The 17,769-nt window shown below is 55.4% G+C and carries 24 protein-coding genes; 4 read left to right on the top strand and 20 right to left on the bottom strand.

The annotated features are described in order from the left end of the window. Positions 1 to 15: 15 nt before the first annotated feature. The 14 genes from ACPT9Q_RS09885 to ACPT9Q_RS09820 form a co-directional block, all read right to left on the bottom strand. Positions 16 to 531 carry a nitroreductase family protein gene (locus tag ACPT9Q_RS09885; protein WP_017872301.1) on the bottom strand — a complete coding sequence of 172 codons (516 nt, stop codon included), beginning with the start codon at positions 529 to 531 and terminating at the stop codon, positions 16 to 18. Between the two features lie 30 nt (positions 532 to 561). Beyond that, positions 562 to 3,060 (bottom strand): hypothetical protein, encoded by a 2,499-nt coding sequence (locus ACPT9Q_RS09880; protein WP_427365735.1) that lies wholly within the window; start codon positions 3,058 to 3,060, stop codon positions 562 to 564. A 200-nt stretch (positions 3,061 to 3,260) separates the two neighbouring features. Continuing rightward, positions 3,261 to 4,085: a hypothetical protein gene (locus ACPT9Q_RS09875; RefSeq protein ID WP_427365734.1), complete on the bottom strand. Its 825-nt coding sequence runs from the start codon at positions 4,083 to 4,085 to the stop codon at positions 3,261 to 3,263. 11 nt (positions 4,086 to 4,096) lie between these two features. Next, a complete protein-coding gene (locus tag ACPT9Q_RS09870) occupies positions 4,097 to 4,618 on the bottom strand; it encodes a DUF2148 domain-containing protein (RefSeq protein ID WP_017872304.1) in 522 nt (173 codons plus the stop codon). Positions 4,619 to 4,634: 16 nt separating this feature from the next. Continuing rightward, positions 4,635 to 5,507 carry a radical SAM protein gene (locus tag ACPT9Q_RS09865; protein ID WP_017872305.1) on the bottom strand — a complete coding sequence of 291 codons (873 nt, stop codon included), beginning with the start codon at positions 5,505 to 5,507 and terminating at the stop codon, positions 4,635 to 4,637. Beyond that, positions 5,501 to 5,833 carry a cupin domain-containing protein gene (locus ACPT9Q_RS09860; protein ID WP_427365733.1) on the bottom strand — a complete coding sequence of 111 codons (333 nt, stop codon included), beginning with the start codon at positions 5,831 to 5,833 and terminating at the stop codon, positions 5,501 to 5,503. Before ACPT9Q_RS09860 ends, ACPT9Q_RS09865 begins: the two co-directional genes overlap by 7 nt. 11 nt (positions 5,834 to 5,844) lie before the next feature. Continuing rightward, entirely contained in the window at positions 5,845 to 6,993 is a 1,149-nt protein-coding gene (locus ACPT9Q_RS09855) for an iron-containing alcohol dehydrogenase (protein WP_017872307.1), read from the bottom strand. Beyond that, positions 6,993 to 7,388, bottom strand: coding sequence for a secondary thiamine-phosphate synthase enzyme YjbQ (locus ACPT9Q_RS09850; protein ID WP_017872308.1), 396 nt, complete (start codon positions 7,386 to 7,388; stop codon positions 6,993 to 6,995). The genes ACPT9Q_RS09855 and ACPT9Q_RS09850 overlap by 1 nt, the downstream gene beginning before the upstream one ends. Positions 7,389 to 7,427: 39 nt before the next feature. Further along, on the bottom strand, positions 7,428 to 8,003 hold the full coding sequence (locus ACPT9Q_RS09845) for a LexA family protein (RefSeq protein WP_427365732.1): 576 nt from the start codon (positions 8,001 to 8,003) through the stop codon (positions 7,428 to 7,430). A 5-nt stretch (positions 8,004 to 8,008) separates the two neighbouring features. Further along, positions 8,009 to 8,242 carry an Lrp/AsnC ligand binding domain-containing protein gene (locus ACPT9Q_RS09840; protein WP_017872310.1) on the bottom strand — a complete coding sequence of 78 codons (234 nt, stop codon included), beginning with the start codon at positions 8,240 to 8,242 and terminating at the stop codon, positions 8,009 to 8,011. 12 nt (positions 8,243 to 8,254) lie between these two features. After that, a complete protein-coding gene (locus ACPT9Q_RS09835) occupies positions 8,255 to 9,499 on the bottom strand; it encodes a SufB/SufD family protein (protein ID WP_427365731.1) in 1,245 nt (414 codons plus the stop codon). Further along, the gene (locus tag ACPT9Q_RS09830) at positions 9,496 to 10,227 is read right to left on the bottom strand and encodes an ATP-binding cassette domain-containing protein (protein ID WP_017872312.1); all 732 of its coding nucleotides are present in this window, start codon (positions 10,225 to 10,227) and stop codon (positions 9,496 to 9,498) included. Before ACPT9Q_RS09830 ends, ACPT9Q_RS09835 begins: the two co-directional genes overlap by 4 nt. Positions 10,228 to 10,258: 31 nt before the next feature. Further along, positions 10,259 to 11,413 carry a type III PLP-dependent enzyme gene (locus ACPT9Q_RS09825; protein ID WP_427365730.1) on the bottom strand — a complete coding sequence of 385 codons (1,155 nt, stop codon included), beginning with the start codon at positions 11,411 to 11,413 and terminating at the stop codon, positions 10,259 to 10,261. A gap of 110 nt (positions 11,414 to 11,523) precedes the next feature. Beyond that, positions 11,524 to 12,780 (bottom strand): hypothetical protein, encoded by a 1,257-nt coding sequence (locus ACPT9Q_RS09820; RefSeq protein ID WP_017872314.1) that lies wholly within the window; start codon positions 12,778 to 12,780, stop codon positions 11,524 to 11,526. Positions 12,781 to 12,840: 60 nt separating this feature from the next. Here ACPT9Q_RS09820 and ACPT9Q_RS09815 point away from each other — a divergent pair, with 60 nt between their 5' ends. Further along, the gene (locus ACPT9Q_RS09815) at positions 12,841 to 13,074 is read left to right on the top strand and encodes a hypothetical protein (protein ID WP_427365729.1); all 234 of its coding nucleotides are present in this window, start codon (positions 12,841 to 12,843) and stop codon (positions 13,072 to 13,074) included. Positions 13,075 to 13,162: 88 nt separating this feature from the next. Here the strand turns inward: ACPT9Q_RS09815 and ACPT9Q_RS09810 are convergent, their stop codons facing one another. From ACPT9Q_RS09810 to ACPT9Q_RS09800, 3 genes are read right to left on the bottom strand one after another with little or no spacing between them, the layout of a single operon-like run. Further along, positions 13,163 to 13,393 carry a hypothetical protein gene (locus ACPT9Q_RS09810; RefSeq protein ID WP_017872316.1) on the bottom strand — a complete coding sequence of 77 codons (231 nt, stop codon included), beginning with the start codon at positions 13,391 to 13,393 and terminating at the stop codon, positions 13,163 to 13,165. Continuing rightward, positions 13,366 to 13,881 (bottom strand): hypothetical protein, encoded by a 516-nt coding sequence (locus ACPT9Q_RS09805; RefSeq protein WP_427365728.1) that lies wholly within the window; start codon positions 13,879 to 13,881, stop codon positions 13,366 to 13,368. The genes ACPT9Q_RS09810 and ACPT9Q_RS09805 overlap by 28 nt, the downstream gene beginning before the upstream one ends. A 40-nt stretch (positions 13,882 to 13,921) precedes the next feature. Beyond that, a complete protein-coding gene (locus ACPT9Q_RS09800; RefSeq protein WP_427365727.1) occupies positions 13,922 to 14,026 on the bottom strand; it encodes a 30S ribosomal protein THX in 105 nt (34 codons plus the stop codon). A 109-nt stretch (positions 14,027 to 14,135) separates the two neighbouring features. Here ACPT9Q_RS09800 and xseA point away from each other — a divergent pair, with 109 nt between their 5' ends. Both xseA and xseB read left to right on the top strand, forming a co-directional pair. Further along, a complete protein-coding gene (xseA, locus tag ACPT9Q_RS09795) occupies positions 14,136 to 15,446 on the top strand; it encodes an exodeoxyribonuclease VII large subunit (protein WP_427365726.1) in 1,311 nt (436 codons plus the stop codon). After that, positions 15,433 to 15,651 carry an exodeoxyribonuclease VII small subunit gene (xseB, locus tag ACPT9Q_RS09790; RefSeq protein ID WP_017872320.1) on the top strand — a complete coding sequence of 73 codons (219 nt, stop codon included), beginning with the start codon at positions 15,433 to 15,435 and terminating at the stop codon, positions 15,649 to 15,651. Before xseA ends, xseB begins: the two co-directional genes overlap by 14 nt. On the opposite strand, the gene ACPT9Q_RS09785 is transcribed toward xseB, so the two are convergent. The 3 genes from ACPT9Q_RS09785 to ACPT9Q_RS09775 are packed head-to-tail and all read right to left on the bottom strand — an operon-like array spanning position 15,635 to position 17,470. After that, on the bottom strand, positions 15,635 to 16,573 hold the full coding sequence (locus ACPT9Q_RS09785; protein WP_427365725.1) for a cation diffusion facilitator family transporter: 939 nt from the start codon (positions 16,571 to 16,573) through the stop codon (positions 15,635 to 15,637). The two genes, xseB and ACPT9Q_RS09785, sit on opposite strands and share 17 nt — an antisense overlap. Next, positions 16,570 to 16,962, bottom strand: a complete 393-nt coding sequence (locus tag ACPT9Q_RS09780) for a class II SORL domain-containing protein (protein ID WP_427365724.1) — start codon at positions 16,960 to 16,962, stop codon at positions 16,570 to 16,572. Before ACPT9Q_RS09780 ends, ACPT9Q_RS09785 begins: the two co-directional genes overlap by 4 nt. Positions 16,963 to 16,975: 13 nt before the next feature. Beyond that, positions 16,976 to 17,470 carry a ferritin family protein gene (locus tag ACPT9Q_RS09775; RefSeq protein ID WP_026137188.1) on the bottom strand — a complete coding sequence of 165 codons (495 nt, stop codon included), beginning with the start codon at positions 17,468 to 17,470 and terminating at the stop codon, positions 16,976 to 16,978. Positions 17,471 to 17,611: 141 nt separating this feature from the next. Here ACPT9Q_RS09775 and ACPT9Q_RS09770 point away from each other — a divergent pair, with 141 nt between their 5' ends. Then, on the top strand, positions 17,612 to 17,767 hold the full coding sequence (locus ACPT9Q_RS09770) for a hypothetical protein (RefSeq protein ID WP_017872325.1): 156 nt from the start codon (positions 17,612 to 17,614) through the stop codon (positions 17,765 to 17,767). Positions 17,768 to 17,769 lie beyond the last annotated feature (2 nt).

Genomic DNA, 17,769 nt, shown 5'->3' with positions numbered 1-17,769 from the left:
CAAAATCCATCACCATCACTCGACAAAGATGTCTTCACAGTAAATCTTCTCGAGAGGTCGGCGAGTCGTCGCCTGGGGGATTTTCACCGGATACCCCAGAGGGGTCACGGCAACAACCCGAACCTCAGGAGGAATCTGGCAAATCTCCTTGATGCGGTCTTCGTCAAAGGCTCCAATCCAGCAGGTACCCAGCCCTTTTGCCCAGGCTGCAAGCACAAGATGCGTCATCGCAATGGCTACGTCAACAGGCCAGCTCTCCATATACCCGCCGATGCACCCTCCCCTTCCTGTGGCACAGGCCACAATCACCACCGGGGCCTCTCCAATGAACTCCTGCCCAAAGCAGGCCTGCGCGATGAGGCGGCGCTTTTTTTCATTCCGCACCACGATGAATTTCCACGGTTGCAGATTGTTGGCCGAGGGCGCAAGACGAGCAGCATTGAGAATCTCTTTCACATCTTCGTCGGCAACGTCTTCCGCTCGAAACTTTCGAATGCTCCTGCGCGTGGCAATGACTTCAGAAAGGTCCATAGGCACTCCCCCTTCGGCTTGTCCTTTTCCTCAGGAATTTTCAGGAACACGAGGGATGCGAATTTCGACATAAGGCTGGAGTTTCTGGGGATCGGGAATCTTCTCCCGGTTGGCTTCCCAGATAATTGTCCATTTCCGACCATCCTGGTAGTACCGACGAGCAATCTTCCAGAGACTGTCCCAGGGCAGGATGACGTAAGAGGTGAACTTTTTTGCCTCCTCAAGCTGAGCAGACAGCTCCTCATTCCTCCGCTGCAGGGCTTCAATCTGGTCTTCTTTGTCTTTGAGCTCTTGCTGGAGCCTGCCGATTTCCTCTTTGGCCTTTTCTCGCTCCTTCTCAAGCTCCTGGATACGTTCTGCCGAACCCTTTTGAGCCCGCAAAACCTCAAGTTCCCGGTCAATACGGGCAAGCTCCTCCTTTTTGCGACCAAGCTCTCCTTCAAGGTCCATTCGCTCCTGGGCAAGACGCTTGATTTCTCCCTGCAGAGTGTCCTTTTCCCTGAGTAACGACTCGACATCCTTCTCGATTTCCTCGCGCCTTTTACCACTTTCAAGGAGACTATAGAGTTCCTCGATGCGTTGCTCAAGAGAAACCTTGTTCTTCTCAAGGTTTTCGAGAAGTCTTCGAATGGCTTGCAACTCCGGAACGGAGGCTCGTGACTCTTCGGCAATCTTCCCCAGTTCCCCCTGCAGAGTCGCAATTTCATCCTCTATGGCTTTGACCCTGGTTTTCAGGTCCTCTCTGAGCATCTCTCTACTGAACTTCTCGATTTCCGCAAGACGACCATCGAGAAGTTCAAGAGTCCTCTGAATCTCGGCAAGGTCCTCCCGAACTGGGGAAAGCGCCTGTCCCTGCGCATGAATCTCCTCAAGGCGTCGCCCAAAAGACTCCAGGCCCTGGGAGAGGTTCTGAACTTGAGCAAAGAGCCTCTCAAGAGTCCTGGCAACTTCCTCATCCTTCGCTCGCAAAGATGCCTCAAGAGCCCGCATGTTTTCTTCGGTCTTCTTGAGAGCGTTCTCGAGGTTACTCTGGACATCCAAAAGCGTTGCAAGCTGAGCCCTCAGATTTGCCACCTCTTCTTTCTCCGAGAGCGTGGCGATTTTCTCTTTTAAGGCAAGAATATCTTTTCCTTTCCCCTCCAGTTCCTGAACGATATTCGCCTGCTCTGCTACAAGTTCCTGGAAACGCGCTCTGAGAGACTCGCGCTCTTCAAGGAGCGTGACAACATCGGCACGGATTTTCTCAAGGTCCTGAGACGAAGGCAAAGCAGTGGCCAATGCCTCGACTTCCTCCCGGAGAGACTGCAGGGTGGTTTCTCTCCAGGTATCCATACCGCTCTCAAGGCCAGAGAGTTTCTCCTGGAGATTGCTGAGTCTCTGGGAGAATTCCTGGAACGTCACCTGGACCTTCTCGAAGTCTCTCCCAAAAGACGTCACCGACTGTGAGAGACCCTGGAGTTCTTCTTCAAAAGCGGTGATTTTCTGTGAGAAGGTCAGGAGGCTTTCTTCAAGCCTCCTGCCGTAGTCCTCCTGGGCGAGCTGAACCTCTCCAAGCAGCTCGCGAAGATTCTCCATGCTCTCCTCAATCCTTTTTTTGTACTCGGTGAACTCTTGCTCTAGAAACTGGAGTTTCTCCTCAAGGGTCCGCAGCGCCTTTTCAAAAATCTCAAGGGAAACCGTCTTTTCTTTCCAGGCGGTCACCTCTTGCTGAAGCGCAGCAAGGGCATCCCACACTTCCTGAATTTTCCCCTCGGAGTACTGAAGAAGTGCAGAGAAGCGCTCATCGACACTCAGGGTAGCAACACTCTGCTCCATAGCACGCACTTTCTCTTCAAGGGTGGTTATTGCCTTTCCTGCCTCCTCCTGAAGCGCTCTGGTCTTCTCCTCAAGGAACTCACGCATTTCTCCCTGGAGGCGCTGGACATCACCCTGAATGGATACAAGGGTGCTCCTGAGCTCTTCCACCTCCTGAGAGAGCGCCGCAGAGGTTTCCAGCCTCCCCGAAAGGTCCGCTACCGTCTGCTTAAGCTCTCGAACTTTCCCCTCAAAGTACTGAAGAAGTGCGGAGAAGCGCTCATCGATACTCAGAGCGGCAATACTCTGCTCCAGATTCTTCAGAGACTCCTGAAGAACCTCCAGTTCTTTCGCCGTCTCCTCAAGGGCTGTGACTTTTGTGACCCACGCGTTCAGATTCTCCTCAAGACGAGCCAGAGAGAATTCCATGGCCTTTCTTGCCCCGGAAAGGTCCTCAAGGGTCTGGCTTTTCTCAGCCAGGATAGCAGAGAGGGCGCGAATTTCCTCTTCAAGGTTTTTCACCGTTTTGAGCTGTCCCTCAAGATCGGCAATCCTCTGCTCCATCTCGGCCATACTCTGGGGAACTGTACGAGTTTCCTCCAGACCTTTTTCCACTGCTGCCATTCTTCCGGCGATGTCCCGGATGTCTCGAGAAACACCAGTGAGAGAAACAATCACAACCAGCGAGACACCAAGAGCAAGAAGAGCAATGATAAGAGCAAGCCAGTTCTTCAAGGTGACACCCCCTCCATTCTTGGGCTTCCCTTGAATTATAGCACACTCAGGGGGAGAAGCACGTCAGAGAGAGGAAAAAGGAGGCCAAGGAGGAGGAAGAGCAGGAAAAGAGCACACAAGAGGACAAAAACTAGAATGCACCACCTTCGCCCTCTCCGATGCCGGAAGGAGAACCGAGGTAGAACAGGGTGCCTCACGTCTCAGTCTTCGTCCATGATTCGGGCATAGACCATTCGGGCAAAGTCCTTTTTAGTCGCCCGGTCCACAAACTTCAATGCTTTCAGGAGTTCATACTCGTCCTCTCGGAGATTCCCCTGGCGGAAGTGGCGGTCAAGCTCCGGAACCTGGAAGTGGGTAAGGCTCATCGTGGCGATGAGGTAATCTCGACCTTCCCTGGTCTTCACCCGGGCCTCGAGCTTCTCGACCACTGAGACATCCCCGGAGCGGTATCGCTCGACGACTTCATCGGCAGAGTACCCGGGGAGACTCCGAAAAACAGTGTGGATTACAATGTCGCCAAGCTCTCTACCCGATTTCACCTCCTCTTTCACTTCCCACAAAAGAGGTGAAAAGTGAATGGTATCCTCGCTGAAGACCGGCTTCAGTGTGCCAAAATCCAGACCCAAGTCTTCGAGTTTTCGCAGTGCCCGCTCGAGCACAACCTGTTTAGGTTCTTCCTTCGGTTCTTCCTTTCGGATTTCCTCCAAAGGGACAGTCTCAACCGTCTCCTGAGGCTCCAGGGACTCAACGCCTTCCGCCACCACTTCCTCTCCTTTCTGCGTTTTGTGCTGAGCAGCAAAACGTGGCCTCCTCAAAACGTGCTCAGGCTCTTCCCCTTTCCGGGAGGATACCGCTCGCCGCAAGCGCAGTTTCTCCGGTTCCTCTTCCTCGTACTCTTCCTCCCGCCAGAGCCTTCGCTCCCGGGCGTTTTCCCGGAGGATGAGGATAATACTGATGAGGATGGCCACAATGAGCACGGCAAGGACAAGGCCAATGATATCCTGGATGCGTAACCCAAACTGCATATCCCCACCCCTTATTCTTTCCGGTCAAAATAGATGTTCTTCCCCCACGCCGAAAGGGGAATGCCCATGACCACGTCATCGGACACCAACCCCTCCCGTCTTGCCACAACACCAATACGGTACATGATACGGTTGTCCACGTTCAGAAGGGAGGCCATCTTCACCGCCGAACCAAGGGCAATTCCCAGGTCCAAGAGTCGCATGACGCACTGAGGTCCCTTGAATTCCCTCCGTTCCTTAGGAACAAGGTCCGCACACCGCTCGAAACCACACGCTCCACAGTTGAGCCCCGCAGGTTGAGCATCTTTTAGACCCACAAGCACCACTGCCTGGGAGTCAAGGACGTTTTTTCCATCACGGATAAAGCCCCGGATCCCGTTTTCCTCCCCGTACCGGATCATGGCCTCTCCGAGTTTCTGCACCGCCTCCCCCTCAAGAATGGTCACGGTCACAAAATCTCTTCCCACTGCCTTCGGCGCCGTTTTTGCTGCAATCACCATGAGTCGTGCTACTTCCAGGATGGCTTCCCTCATGTTCCCGTCCTCCCTTCTACTGGAGAATGAAGTTATGGAGTCCCAGGGATCTACCGTACTCCAGAATCTCCCGATAGGTCCGGTCACTCACAAGATGGGCAATCTCCGGAAAGCCCTGCGCCCGATAGAGAGGGCGGTACTGCCGAAGAAGCGTAACAAAAACGTCTCGGGAAATCTCCGTGGCAAGGAAACGGAGGTTTTCTTTGGCCTCCTCTTCAAGAGAGGGGATGATGAGAATACGGACGATAAGCCCCCGACGCGCGACACCTTCTTCGTCGAGCACCACGTTGCCCACCTGCAGGAACATCTCCCGGATGGCTTCTCGGCACACCTCAGGGTAGCGGGGTGCCTGGGAATACCGTACCGCACTTTCCTCCCGGGCGTACCGCATATCAGGAAGATAGATATCCACAAGACCCCGCAGGAGCCGGAGAACCCCGAGATCCTCGTAACCACTGGTGTTATAGACGATGGGGATGCGGAGACCTTCCTGGCGAGCACGGTCAACGGCCTCGAAAATCTGTGGAACAAAGTGTGTTGGCGTGACGAGATTGATGTTGTGACACCCTTGCCGTTCCAGAGACTGCATCATGGCAGCAAGGGCAAGGGGGGTAACCTCAACCCCTTCGCGAAAATGGCTGATCGTGTAGTTCTGGCAGTACACGCAGGCCATATTGCACCCTGAAAAGAAAATGGTTCCCGAACCCCGGTACCCACTGAGGATCTCCTCCTCCCCAAAGTGGGGATGAAAACTCGCCACCCGGGGAAGCATCCCACCACCACAGAATCCCCGCTCTCCCTTCGTGCGGTCAACGCCACACCGCCGGGGACAGAGGGAACAGGACTTCAGGCACTCGGAGAGCTCCTGCAGAACTTCCCGAGCTAACACGATACCTTATCCTCCGGAAGATACGGAACCTTCACGAAAATTCCCCGCAAAGGCACATCCAAAGCCAGAAGGTCATGTCGTTCCCCTGGTTCCACTCGAAGGGCCATCCCTGCCACAACAGGAACATCCTGGCCATTGACCCTGAGGATTCCCTGACCCTCGAGAATGAAGAAAGTTTCCTCAACTTCCCGGTGGTAATGGGCACCCATGCTGGTTCCCGGCTTCAGGTACACCACACCGCAGTCCAGACGGGGCCCCCGAAAAAGGTACTTTATTCCCCAGTCACCCTCGCGAAAAGCCCTGTCTTTCTCGTGAACGACTTCCACACTCTCCCTCCTCACCATACTTCTTCAAGGAGCGCCTGAAGGTCTTCCGGAGCCATCGGGCGGGGATTCTCAAGGATGCTCCGCCCAATACGTTCCTCCCGCACCACCCTACCCAGCGCTTCGCGAGGAACACTGAAATCTCGCAGTCTCGTCCGGAGTCCCACCCTCCGCACAAAGTCCTCGAAGGCCCGGGCCAGAAGCTCTCCCCAATCCTCGTACTCGCCACCCTGAAGGCCCACACAAAGGGCAATATCCCGGTATCGCTCTCGAAGCACCTCCCTGTTGAAGCGGATGACGGGGGGAAGGAGCAGACCACAAGCCTCCCCGTGGGGAATGGCAAATTCCGGCCCCACCATGTGGGCAAGACCATGGCAAGCCCCAGAGGAGGCATTGGCAAATGCCATGGCACTCAACATGCTGCCCTTGGCCACCTGTTTTCGGAAAAAGGCATTCTCCCCCTCCCGGACTGCCTGGGGCAGGTACTCCCAGAGAAGACGTATGGCTTCAAGAGCAAGCACATCGGTTACAGCGTTTGCCCGGGGGCTGGTGTAAGCTTCGATAGCCTGAACCAGCGCATCAACCCCGCTTGCCGCAGTGCGATAGGGAGAGAGGGAATGGGTGAAGGTGGGGTCGATAATGGCCACCCGAGCAACCAGAAAAGGACTCCGCAGACTCTTTTTGAGCTTTCTCGTGGCATCGGTCAGAACGGCATTATTGGTCATCTCTGAACCCGTTCCCGCAGTAGTGGGTAGAGCAATCCAGGGAAGTCCGGGACGGGTAAGAGGTGCTCCTTCAAAGTATGGGACAACGCTTTCCCCGTTTGGCAGGACTCCCGCAACGGCCTTGCCGCAGTCCAGGACACTCCCCCCTCCCAGAGCCACAACACTGTCGCATTGAGCTTCCCTTGCCATCCTTATCCCCTCATCGACCACCTCAAGGGTGGGCTCGGGGGGGACTCCGCTGAAAACCACTGGCTCAAGACCGTACCGGGCCAGGGAGCCGAGGACGTCCTCGAGGATTCCCGATTCCCGGGCAAAACGCTGCCCCACAACCACAAGAGGGCGCTTTCCGAAGCGCTCAAGGTGTTCCCCAACCCGCCTTCCTTCACCTGGACCAAAGTAAATCTCCTGAGGTAGGCGAAAGGCAAAGGACTCCTGCATCAGGATTCCCCCACAATCTGGACGATGATGGTTCGCCGGCGGGGACGGTTGTCGAAATCCACAAGGACAATATCCTGCCACGTTCCAAGGAGGAGCTTCCCATCCACAAAAGGTAAGACGAGAGATGGACCAGAAGACTGAGCTCGCACATGGGCGTACCCATTCCCATCCTGCCAGCGGGCGTTGTGCTCGTAGAAATGGGAAACTGGTGCAACTCGTTCCCAGAAATCCCTGATATCCTTAACGAGCCCCGGCTCGAACTCGGTCGTCGTGAGAGTTGCCGTCGTTCCGGGAACGAAAAGACAGAGAATCCCCGCACGAAGACCAGACCGCTCAAGGACTTTTGCCACCTCTTCCGTCAACGGAACGATATCAGTATGACCTTTCGTTTCCACCTGTATCTCTTCGGTGACGACCAGGATCCACCACTCCCTTCAGAGCTTTCGCCACACTCCAACGACTCTTCCGATGACGTTCCCCGAACCCCCTCCTTCCCAGAGATCACCCCGCTCCAGGAACACCCTCCCCTGGCTCACAAGAAAAAGCAACGTTCCATTCTCAAAGGTTTCTCCCCGCTCCACAAGAAGGTAATCCCCTTCGAGGATGTGCCAGCGGCTGAACGCGCCATTCTGCACCCGAAAGACAAAGTATTCTCCCTCATTGATGAAGCGTTTGGGGAAAGGAAAAAAGGCGCGGGTGTACTCAAGACACACACCTTCCCGGCCCTGGGTTACCCCACGGAGAAGGGGTACGAAGACAACTTCCTCTGAAGGAAGACTCTCTTCACTCGAGGAGACCAGCTCAATGGCCCGGGGCTTTGCCGGTTTCCGACGAATGAAACCCTTGGCTTCGAGCTTCCGAAGATGGTAATGGACACTGCACGATGACTGCAACCCCACTGCCTTTCCAATTTCCCGAACCGTAGGAGGATAGCCCCGCTCCTGGCAGTAACGGGTGATAAAGGACAGAATTTCCTCTTCTCGAGGAGAAATAGGACCTTTCGGTTTCATGGCCTTCAGGGAATAACCGGGCACGTCAGGGTTCTTTTGACCCCGTTCATGGATTGAATTTCCTTGAGCACAACCTCCCCAATTTCCCGATTGCTCTCCACTTCCACAAGGGCAATAAGGTCAAAAGGCCCCATGATACGGTCAACCCGGAGGAAATACGGAAGCTGACTCAGCTCCTTTTTGATTCCCTGAGCCTTTCCAGCCTGGACCTGGATGAGGATGTACGCCTGAACCGCCAAACACCTGCACCCCTATAACACATCCCGGGATGTCACCCGGATGATTTCCTCAATGTACCGCCTGAGCGCTTCGGGAAGACCGGGAAGATCAAGGCTCAGAAACCCCTGGGTGAGTAGTGACAGGGCTTCCTCCCGCTTCAGTCCCCTCGCCCTGAGGTAATTTACCGCTTCCTCTTCAAAAGGACCCACCGCTGCTTCATGGGACAGTCGGGCTCTGGGAGCTCCATGTACCTCAAGCTCCGGCACAGAGACAATCTGGGCTCGAGGAGAAAAGAGCATACCCTTGCACTCCAGGTGAGCCTGAACCTCATCGTGGTAGGCAATGAGCCGGCCACGGGCGAACACCTGCGCTTCGTCTGTTGCGCACACCCGAGAAATAGAGCTTCCCCGACAACCCTTATTCTTCAGAACGAGGGTGGACCCAAGATCAATATAGGAGTTTCCCTTGGCAAAGACGATGTTCTGGAATGTCGCCTGCGCTCCCTCGCCCTCAAGGAAAACCTGAGGGAAAGCCTGAATGGAAGCCAGAGGCTTCAAAAGTACGTAAGTACTGCTGAAAAAGGCGTTCTTCCCCAGTCTTGCCGCAGTTCGGGGACGGACGTGGAAGGCCTCTCCCCAGTTGTGCACCATGGTGAAGGTGAGGCGAGCGTTATCTCCAAGGTAGAACTCACTAACCCCGACATGCACCCCGCTCTCATTTCCCCGTACCGAAGCACACCCGGTAATGAGATTCGCTTCGGCTCCCTCCTCAAGAATGACGATGTTGTGGACACTCTGTATCCGTGCCCTTTCTGACATCAAAAGGCAAGCCTGAAGGGGGATTTCCACCTTCGTGTGGGCAAATACCCTGATGAAATACCCCTCTGTCGGGCAGAGCTCAGCAAAGGCCGTATATTTATCGGCATCGACGGGAACAAGACCCCACCAGTATTCCAAAAGTTCCGGGTACCTCTTCAGGGCTTCCTGAGAACTCATAATCTCAAGCTTTCCCTGAAACGCCCGCTGCACCCGCTCGTACACTGCTGAGCGGTCCACCTGGAGGTACGTGGCAGCCTTCTCTCCCTCAAGCTCCACTCCTGCGTAGAGCGCTGCTTCTTTCAGCTGGTCCTCAATCTCCCGAACATCCTCAACCCGTTCCCGGGGAGAACAGAGGTAGAACTGGGAGAGGTCGATATCCGGTCCCAGAGGGGCTCTTTTCATAAGCGCCTTCTCTGCACGCTCTTTGAGGTCCCGCAGGTATTCTTCCTGAACCTTCATCGCTCACACCTCGCGCATTCCTGGTACCCTCGTTCCCTGATGTCAGCGAAAAGGTCTCGGGGATTGCCGCTGCAAACAATCCGGCCATTCATGAGCACGTGTCCCCGATCGGCGTTGAGGTACTCAAGAATATACCCCGTGTGGGTGATGATGAGACCAGACCGTTTTTTCGTCCGCACATGATCCCGCTCGAAAAGCTCTCGGAGAGCCCGACCCACAAGAGCAATGCTGTCCAGGTCAACCCCCGATTCCGGCTCGTCCACCATGGAGAAGAGAGGGCGCTGCAGAAGGAGCTGGAAAAGCTCAGCCCTTTTCATCTCTCCACCAGAAAAGCCCTTGCCTACTTCCCGGTCGAGGAGGTGGAGGCAATTCACCCGTGACGCTGTCTCCTCAAGAGCATCAGTTAGTCCCCGCTTCTCAAGCACCAGGCGACCAAGTGTCCGCAACGTAATGCCGCTTATGGTTGGCATTTTCTGAAAGGCCATGCCGATACCCATTCTGGCCCGCTCTTCCACATCGAGGTTTGTGATGTCCTTCCCCTGGAAGAAGATTTGTCCTCCGACAATTCTGTATCCTGGCATCCCCATGATGGCCATAAGGAGCGTCGTCTTCCCAGCTCCATTAGGACCAAGGAGGACATGGACTTCCCCTTCCTGGATCTCAAGGTTCACGCCATCAAGGATCAGAGCATCACCAACAGCTACCTTGAGTTGCTCGATGTAGAGCATGCCTTTGCCCTCCCCTTCCCATTATAGCACACTACACCATGACCACCTGGGGCTTGTCGAAACCGTTGAACGTTGTCGCCGAAGCCCAGGAGTACGCCCCGATATCCGGGACCACCACAAGGTCGTCAACCTCAAGAGGAGGAAGCACGACGTCCTCGGCCACAACATCCAGCGAGTCACAGGTCGGTCCGGCAAGGGTGCAGAGGACTTCCTGGTCACTCTCTCTCAGAGCGTAGAAGGAAAAGCGAGCCTTATCGAAGGGAATGGCCGAGAAGGTTCCGTACAGCCCGTCATCCAGGTAGTACCAGATTTTTCCCGAACGTACCGCCTTTCCAATCACCCGGGTGACGAGTATTCCCGCATTCCCTACAATGCTCCGTCCCGGTTCTGCAATAACCCGAAAACCCCGGGAAAGGAAAGGCTCAAGAAGCGGATACACAACTTCGCTCACAATTTCAAGACTCGCCGGTCCTCCCTCGTTCGAATAGGTGTGGAGAGGGAATCCTCCACCAATATCGATAAGGGTGAGGAAAAGGCCCCGTGCCCGGGCCTTCAAAAGGACATCCTCCACGATATGGAGTGCCGTGGCATACGTTTTGGGATTGTGGCAGGGCGACCCCACGTGGAAGCTCAGGCCCACAGGGACAAGCCCCATGTCCTGAGCTCTCAAAAGGAGCTCCAGAGCTTCCTCCGGCTCGGCACCGAACTTGTACGAGAGGTCGATGCGGCTCCCATTGGAAGGGGTTTTCAGGCGAAGAACGAGTTTCGCCTCAGGGTAGTACCGCTGAATCTTTTTCAGTTCCTCCTCGTTATCGTATGTCATAAGGGAAACTCCAACCCTTCGGGCGTAGAGAATGCCCTCCCGGCGCTTAATGGTGTTAGCGAAAATCATTCGTTCCGGAGCGACGCCAAAGCTCGTTACCAGAGCAATTTCCTGCTGCGAAGCCACATCAAAAGAAGCACCCAAAGAAGCCAGAAGGCCAACCACTGAAGGATGAGGATTGGCCTTCACTGCGTAGAAAACCTCCACCCCGGGAAGGAAACGCTGAAACGCCCGGTAATTCCTGACGACGCGTTCCCTCAAAAGAATGAGAAGGGGAGTACCAAACTGGCTGGTCAGCTCTTCAATCCGCTCTTTGCTCAGTGGAAGCACCCACTCTTCGAGAACCCGCAATCTCTTTCCCATGTACGCACAGTCACCCGATTCCCAGGAAGTACCTCTCTGCGAGGTCCGCATGAAGTATAGTCATTTCCCACCCCCTTTGCAATATACTCCTGCGAATTTCTTCCAAGCCCTCACCGGGCAAGAAGCCACCAGAGCAGCACCGCCGAGAGGAGGTACATTACCGGGTGCATTCCCCGACCCCTTTTCAAGAGAAGCCCAAGGAGGGCAAGACCCGGCATCCCAAAAGCCATCCCCCCTGTGAAAGACAAAGTCCCCAGGGTCATCGCAAGGAGCAAAGCAGCAGGAATACCCTCAGACGCATCCACAAAATCCACGCGACTTAAGGGTTCCAAAGCGAAAATCCCTCCAAGAAAAAGGGCCGGAACAGCAAAGAAAGAGGGAAGACCGGAACAATACGGCACCGCGAAAAGGCTCAGAAGCAGCAAGGCCCCGCACACTATCCCGGCAAGCCCTCGTCGCCCCCGTTCTGCCATCCCGATGACGCTTTCCGGTGCCGGAGAAAGCCCGGGGACCCCAAAGAGAAGTCCAAAAACGGCCATCAGGGTACCCAGAAGAAGCCCCCGGGAGAACCTGGTAACATTCCCCTGCACTCCAAGGGTACTCAAACGCATGAGGTACCCACCCAAAGACCCAAAGACCTCAAAGAAGACAAGCACGGAAACCACACCGGCAAGGCCAACAGTCCCATACTGCAGTGCTCTGGGAACATCCAGGGCAAACAGCAGGGAAGGAGAAAGTGCAGGAGGATTTCCCCTCATCCCGAAGGACCACAAACCCCTCCACAGGGAAAAACCCAGCGTGGCAAGCACTCCAAAGCATGTAGCCCCCTTCAGGCGGATACCGTATCCCACCGAGACCACGAAAAGGCCGAGGAACACCGCCAGGGCCCGGGGATGGGTGAGGTCCCCAAACCCGAACCACCCGGATTCCTGGGGAGCGAGAATCCTTGATTCCAGAAGCCCCCGGAAAAGGAGCAGAAGACCAAGGCTTCCTGAAAGAGCAAAGCGAAAGTTGGGGGAGAGCCTGTGGAAGAAGCGGTTCCATTCTGGAATGGAAGCAGCAAGAAACGCCACAAGGCTTCCAAGAAAAAATGTCCCCAGGGCCACCCTCCAGGGGAGCCGCAGTTCCCCACACAGGACAAGATAGAACGCCACAAGATTGAGTCTTGGAATCACCACAAAAGGGAGATCCATGACGAGGCTGAAACAGAGTGTCCCACAAGCAGACACAAGGATCACCGCAAAAAGAGGGGAAGGTACTCCCGCACCTTCAAGAAGCCCCGAAACTGCAAAGAGAAGAGGGAAAATCCCCAAAAAGAGGGCAACTCCTGCGAGCACTTCCTGACCCCACCGGAAATTCCCCCTCACCGGTCTTTCCTTCCTCCTTCCTTTCCTCTACAATACCGGCAAAAAGGAGAGAAAAGCCCTGTGAGCGCGACAAAAAACCGATTAGCTCTCCTTCTTTTTGGCCATGCCTGCATTGTTCTGGGGTGCTTGCTCATCACCTGGGGGGTGTACCTCCTCCCCTTTTCTCGCCCCACCCTCTCCCATATTCTTGCCCGCCCGCTTTTCTGGGGTCTCTTTTCCCTTATGGGCGGGGTGTGCGCCAACTTCCACGGTTTCTGCCGTTGCGTGCGCGGAGAGTGGGGACAGCAACGCTGAGGGGAGGTAAACACCTCCCCAGAAAGTCACGGCGCAACTGTACCCGAAACTACTGTTGGGCTCACGCAGGCACTCCCCACCTCATCGGTCACCACAGCGGACCTGCGGGGGCAAAGTCCGTGATAACGCTATTCCCGGCAACGAGCTGAGAAACGGCATTCCCGGTGATGGTCACGGTCTTTCTGTCAGCAGCAAGTTGAATACTCGTGGGAACGAACACCGACGACCCGGTGACACTTACCGTCCAACCGTCCAGAACCCCCCAGAGGAAGGGTGAAAGGGCCATGTCGTTCACCACAATGGGTTCGCTGAAGACCACAGTAATCCTGGGTGGGATACCATCAGAAGGAGCACTGGCCCGGGCGGTGATGCCAGACAGCTCAGGTGGGGTGCCGTCGACCACCAGGCTGAAGGAACTCTGAGGCTTTCCGCCAGTTCCGGGTCCTTGGCAGCAAACTCAAGGAGGAACGTCCCTTCCGTGGATCCCGAATTCCAGGTAAAGGTGAACTCTCCTGTAGCGCTGGTTGAAGTGGTGTCCAGAAGACTTCCTTCCTGGTACACCCGAATCTGGACATTGGCTGGTCCACGACCAGTAAAAACGACGTCCTGGTTGGGTTGCACAGCACCACCGCTTGAGGGCACCCGTACCCCCACGATCTCCGCCTCGAGAATTTCCGGCGCCTGGGTCTGTCCCGGTTCTAACGACGGAGAAGGAGAAGTTGCCGGTCCACCGGAAGGACCACACCCGAAAAATCCCAGAACCAGAGTCGCGAGAAGATCCCCCACCGCAACCCCTCGAAGTCGCATCTTCCACTCCCCTTCCTCTCGGGATATATTATACCGCTTTTCAGGCGGCCTCCTTCTCTCTCTTTTTCTTCTTCCGGGGCCGCGCCTTCCCGTAGGTCCCCATGAAAATTTTCCCCCGTCGCGTCCGGTGGTCACCCTTGCCCATACCCATACAACCTCCTTTGGTGATTTTTTCCCTTTAGTATACCGGAGGATTCCTCTATCGAGAAGAGGAACGTCCTTCTCCTTCTGGTACAATGGAAGGGGGGGTATGCATGGAACGGGGTGTAGTCTTCTCACTCTCAGAGCTCCTGGAGACAATTGGCGAAACCCTGGAGGTGTGTTTTGCCGCCCCTCTCTGGGTTGTGGCAGAAATCGCCGACCTTCGATTTGACCAGTCTGGCCACTGTTACCTGGAGCTTGTGGAAAAGCAAAATCAGGAACTCCGGGCTCGGGTGCGGGGAACCATCTGGGCCTCTTTCTCTTCGGTGCTCTCCTCGTTCTCCGCCGTCACTGGCAGAACCCTGGCAAAGGGCATGGAAATTCTCGCTCTTGTCAGGATTCGTTTCCACCCAGTGTACGGTCTCTCACTGGACATCCGGGACATTGACCCCCAGTACTCCTTAGGAGCGATGATGCGCCACAAAAAGGAGGTACTCTCTCGCCTTGCCCGGGAAGGGTATCTGGAGAGGAACCGTTCCCTCCCCTTTCCTCCCGTCCCCCAGCGTCTGGCTGTTCTTTCCTCCCCCCATGCCGCAGGCTTCGGGGACTTCCTTGCCCACCTTCAGGAAAACCCCTACGGCTTCCGGTTCCAGGTTGAGCTCTTCCCCGTTTTCGTTCAGGGAGAAGAAACCGAACTCACCTTCCTTTCGGCCCTTGAGGAAGTTCAAAGACGAGCGAAGGACTTTGACGTACTCGTCATTCTCCGGGGCGGTGGAGCCCAGTCAGACCTTCACTGGTTCGATAGCTACACCCTGGGGAAGGCCGTTGCTACTTTCCCCCTTCCTGTTCTTGTGGGTATCGGGCACCAGAGAGACGAGACTGTACTCGACGCCGTGGCGTACCATTCTCTGAAAACCCCAACAGCTGTTGCGGATTTCCTCATCGAGCGTATGCGAGCATTCGACGAACTTGTCTTTGGATCATACCTTACGCTCAAGGGCGCTGTCGAGCACCTCTTACAGGATCAGAAAATCACACTCACTATGCTCTCTGCGCACCTTGAGCAACGTAGCCGGAATGCTCTTAAAGATGTACAGGAAACGACCATGCAGCTTCGATGGAGGCTCAAAGAGTGCGCACGTCGTACCTTAGAGAAAAACGGCAACGCGTTTTCGGGAATCTGGCAGAAGCTGGGTGGTGCCCTGAAGGCGACATTTTCTGCCCACACCGCCTCTTTAGAACACATCACCCGGGCCGTGGCGCTTCTTGACCCTTACAGTACCCTCCGACGAGGATACACCCTGACTTTAAGACAGGGGAAAATCGTGAAGAGCGCAAAAGAGTGCACCCCTGGAGACGTTTTAGAAACGAGGTTCTGCGATGGATGGATACAAAGCGAGGTGACAACCCGTGAGTTCTTTTGAGAACCTCACCTACCGGGAGGCTCTGGCAGAACTCCAGGCCATCGTCCAGGAACTCGAAGACGGCATGGTCGATATTGATCTTCTTGTGGAGAAGGTGAGGCGAGCCTCGTTCCTTTGTCAGTTCCTGCGACAGAAACTTCGAACGACCGAAGAGGAGGTACAGAAGATTCTGCAGGAAACCGAGCACCTCACTCCTGAACAATGAGATCTCCGTTGTCGCACAGTTGGCACTCAAACTGAATAGTGCTGTGGTGGATGTCGAATTCCTTCCGGAGGATTGCAGCGATTTCCTGCCGAAGCACATCCACCTCTTGCAAGGTTGTGCAGGTCGTCACCACGTGGAATTCCGCATAGTGTTCTCTTTCGTTCAACGACCAGAGGTGGAGGTGATGGATATTCTCCACCCCCGCAACGGTTTCAAGGCGTCTTTTGAGGATCTCCGGCTGAACATGCGGTGGAGTCCCCTGCATGAGGATGTGGATGGTCTTCCCAAAAAGCGGAAAGGCCTCCCACAGAACAAAGACCACCACCCCCAGGCCCACAAGGGGGTCAAGCCACATCCACCCCAGATACCCAGCCATCCCAATCCCTAAAACCACCGCGCAGGAGGAAAGAGTATCGGCCACAAGGTGCACAAAGGCACTCCGGATGCTGAGGCTCTCTCGGGAAGCAGAAAAAAGGAGAGCAGCAGAACCAAAGTTGCCCAGAAGTCCCACAACGGCAACCGGGAGGGCCAGCTGGAGCCAAAGAGGTGAAGGATAGAAGAAACGCTCCGCAGCCTCCCACACAAGATACGCTGCTACCCCAAAAAGGAGTAGTGTATTCACAAACGCTGCGAGAACCTCTGCCCTCCGGTAACCGTACGTCTTCCTGGGCGTTCGAGTCCGCAGGGCAAGACGTAGAGCAAAGAAGGCGGTGAGAAGGGAAAAGGTATCCGTGAGATTGTGCAGAGCATCCGAAAGGAGGGCCAGACTTCCCGAGAGGAGTCCTCCCACAACCTCGGCCATGAAGATCCCGGTGTTCAGGGCAACACTGAGGGAAAGCAACGACACGGTGCGGTGGGGATTGCTCTTCCCGGGGGTCATGGGAATTCCAAAGCCCCGGATTGCTCCGGGGCTTTGTCTCACTCAACAGTTACTGCTTTTTCGCTTCTCCAGAGGCCATGAATGTTGCAGTACGACGTGGCATAGAGCGTCCCCGGACGGTCGAGTTTCACAGCAAAGAGTGCCCGGGGCTCAGTGTACGCAGGACCCTGGTTGGCCCCTGCAACGCTTTCCCCGTGAGCAGTGAATTCTACCCTCCCCAGCTGGTACGGGAACTTCTCTCCCTCCGGGGCAAAGTAGAGTTCAATCCACCGGATGTGATGCTCGGTAGTGTTGGGGTGGGGAATCTCCTTACCCACAGTCACCTGGAAGACCGCAACTTCTCCTCTCTTCACCACATCCGGTCCCTCGAGGACCGGGACGTGTTTTTCTTGCTTCCAGTCTGCCGACTGAAAGAGGTTCTCAAAGGCCATGGACGCCACCTCCTCAGAAGCTCTTAAATGACGCCTTAGGTGCACCACAAACAGGGCAGAACTCTGGAACCTCTCCTTCCACCGTATGGCCGCAGACAGGACAGATAGACACTACACCGAGTTCCATATCCTTCCCCTGCAGCGCTGCTTCCTTGGCCCTCTGGTACATCCTGGCGTGGATTTTCTCTGCTTCCAGGGCATAACGCGTGCTTTTCTCAGATTCCTTCTCCCCCTGGAATTTCGCCACCTCATGGTACACCGGGTACATCTCTTCCACCTCAAAAGTCTCTCCGGCAATGGCCATGTCGAGGTTTGCCACCGTGTCGTTGACGTTGCCCAGGGCCCGGTAGTGGTTTGTGGCGTGGACCTGCTCCGCATAGGCTATAGCCCGGAAGAGGCGAGCAATGTTGGGCTTCCCTTCTTTTTCCGCCACCTCGGCGAAAATGAGGTACCGCATGTGGGCCTGGGACTCCCCGGCATAGGCATTCTCCATATTGGCCTGGGTCATCTTGTGGGGAATCTTGCTCACCTGGACATCCTCCCTTCTTTGGGCTTTTTAGCCAAAAACCACGGCCTGCTTTTTTCTATTCCCACCCTCTAAACTTTTCTTTGCTTCTGCCGAACATTAGGGATGGAAGGGAGGAAGACCATGGCCATTCGAATCCGGGAAAACCACCTCAGCGGGAGTCAATACCGGGCCATCATCGCCTGCACCCTTGTGGAGGAAAAGCCAACCCTCTCCCAAAAAGAGGCAGAGAATACTTCCGAGAATACTCCAGAGCCTGCTCTGCACCGGGAAAAATGAGG

This window comes from Candidatus Caldatribacterium saccharofermentans (assembly GCF_050267035.1).
Lineage (GTDB): Bacteria > Atribacterota > Atribacteria > Atribacterales > Caldatribacteriaceae > Caldatribacterium > Caldatribacterium saccharofermentans.
The sequence above is the reverse complement of the archived record's forward strand: the minus strand, read 5'-3'. Positions and strand labels throughout refer to the sequence as shown.

What these genes read in the sequence shown, in the direction of transcription:
- ACPT9Q_RS09885 (WP_017872301.1), bottom strand. Translation starts at nt 531, where the DNA reads ATGGACCTTTCTGAAGTCATTGCCACGCGCAGGAGCATTCGAAAGTTT.
- ACPT9Q_RS09875 (WP_427365734.1), bottom strand. Translation starts at nt 4,085, where the DNA reads ATGCAGTTTGGGTTACGCATCCAGGATATCATTGGCCTTGTCCTTGCC.
- ACPT9Q_RS09870 (WP_017872304.1), bottom strand. Translation starts at nt 4,618, where the DNA reads ATGAGGGAAGCCATCCTGGAAGTAGCACGACTCATGGTGATTGCAGCA.
- ACPT9Q_RS09855 (WP_017872307.1), bottom strand. Translation starts at nt 6,993, where the DNA reads ATGCAGGAGTCCTTTGCCTTTCGCCTACCTCAGGAGATTTACTTTGGT.
- ACPT9Q_RS09845 (WP_427365732.1), bottom strand. Translation starts at nt 8,003, where the DNA reads ATGAAACCGAAAGGTCCTATTTCTCCTCGAGAAGAGGAAATTCTGTCC.
- ACPT9Q_RS09835 (WP_427365731.1), bottom strand. Translation starts at nt 9,499, where the DNA reads ATGAAGGTTCAGGAAGAATACCTGCGGGACCTCAAAGAGCGTGCAGAG.
- ACPT9Q_RS09830 (WP_017872312.1), bottom strand. Translation starts at nt 10,227, where the DNA reads ATGCTCTACATCGAGCAACTCAAGGTAGCTGTTGGTGATGCTCTGATC.
- ACPT9Q_RS09825 (WP_427365730.1), bottom strand. Translation starts at nt 11,413, where the DNA reads ATGGGAAAGAGATTGCGGGTTCTCGAAGAGTGGGTGCTTCCACTGAGC.
- ACPT9Q_RS09805 (WP_427365728.1), bottom strand. Translation starts at nt 13,881, where the DNA reads ATGCGACTTCGAGGGGTTGCGGTGGGGGATCTTCTCGCGACTCTGGTT.
- ACPT9Q_RS09800 (WP_427365727.1), bottom strand. Translation starts at nt 14,026, where the DNA reads ATGGGCAAGGGTGACCACCGGACGCGACGGGGGAAAATTTTCATGGGG.
- xseA (WP_427365726.1), top strand. Translation starts at nt 14,136, where the DNA reads ATGGAACGGGGTGTAGTCTTCTCACTCTCAGAGCTCCTGGAGACAATT.
- ACPT9Q_RS09780 (WP_427365724.1), bottom strand. Translation starts at nt 16,962, where the DNA reads ATGGCCTTTGAGAACCTCTTTCAGTCGGCAGACTGGAAGCAAGAAAAA.
- ACPT9Q_RS09775 (WP_026137188.1), bottom strand. Translation starts at nt 17,470, where the DNA reads ATGACCCAGGCCAATATGGAGAATGCCTATGCCGGGGAGTCCCAGGCC.
- ACPT9Q_RS09770 (WP_017872325.1), top strand. Translation starts at nt 17,612, where the DNA reads ATGGCCATTCGAATCCGGGAAAACCACCTCAGCGGGAGTCAATACCGG.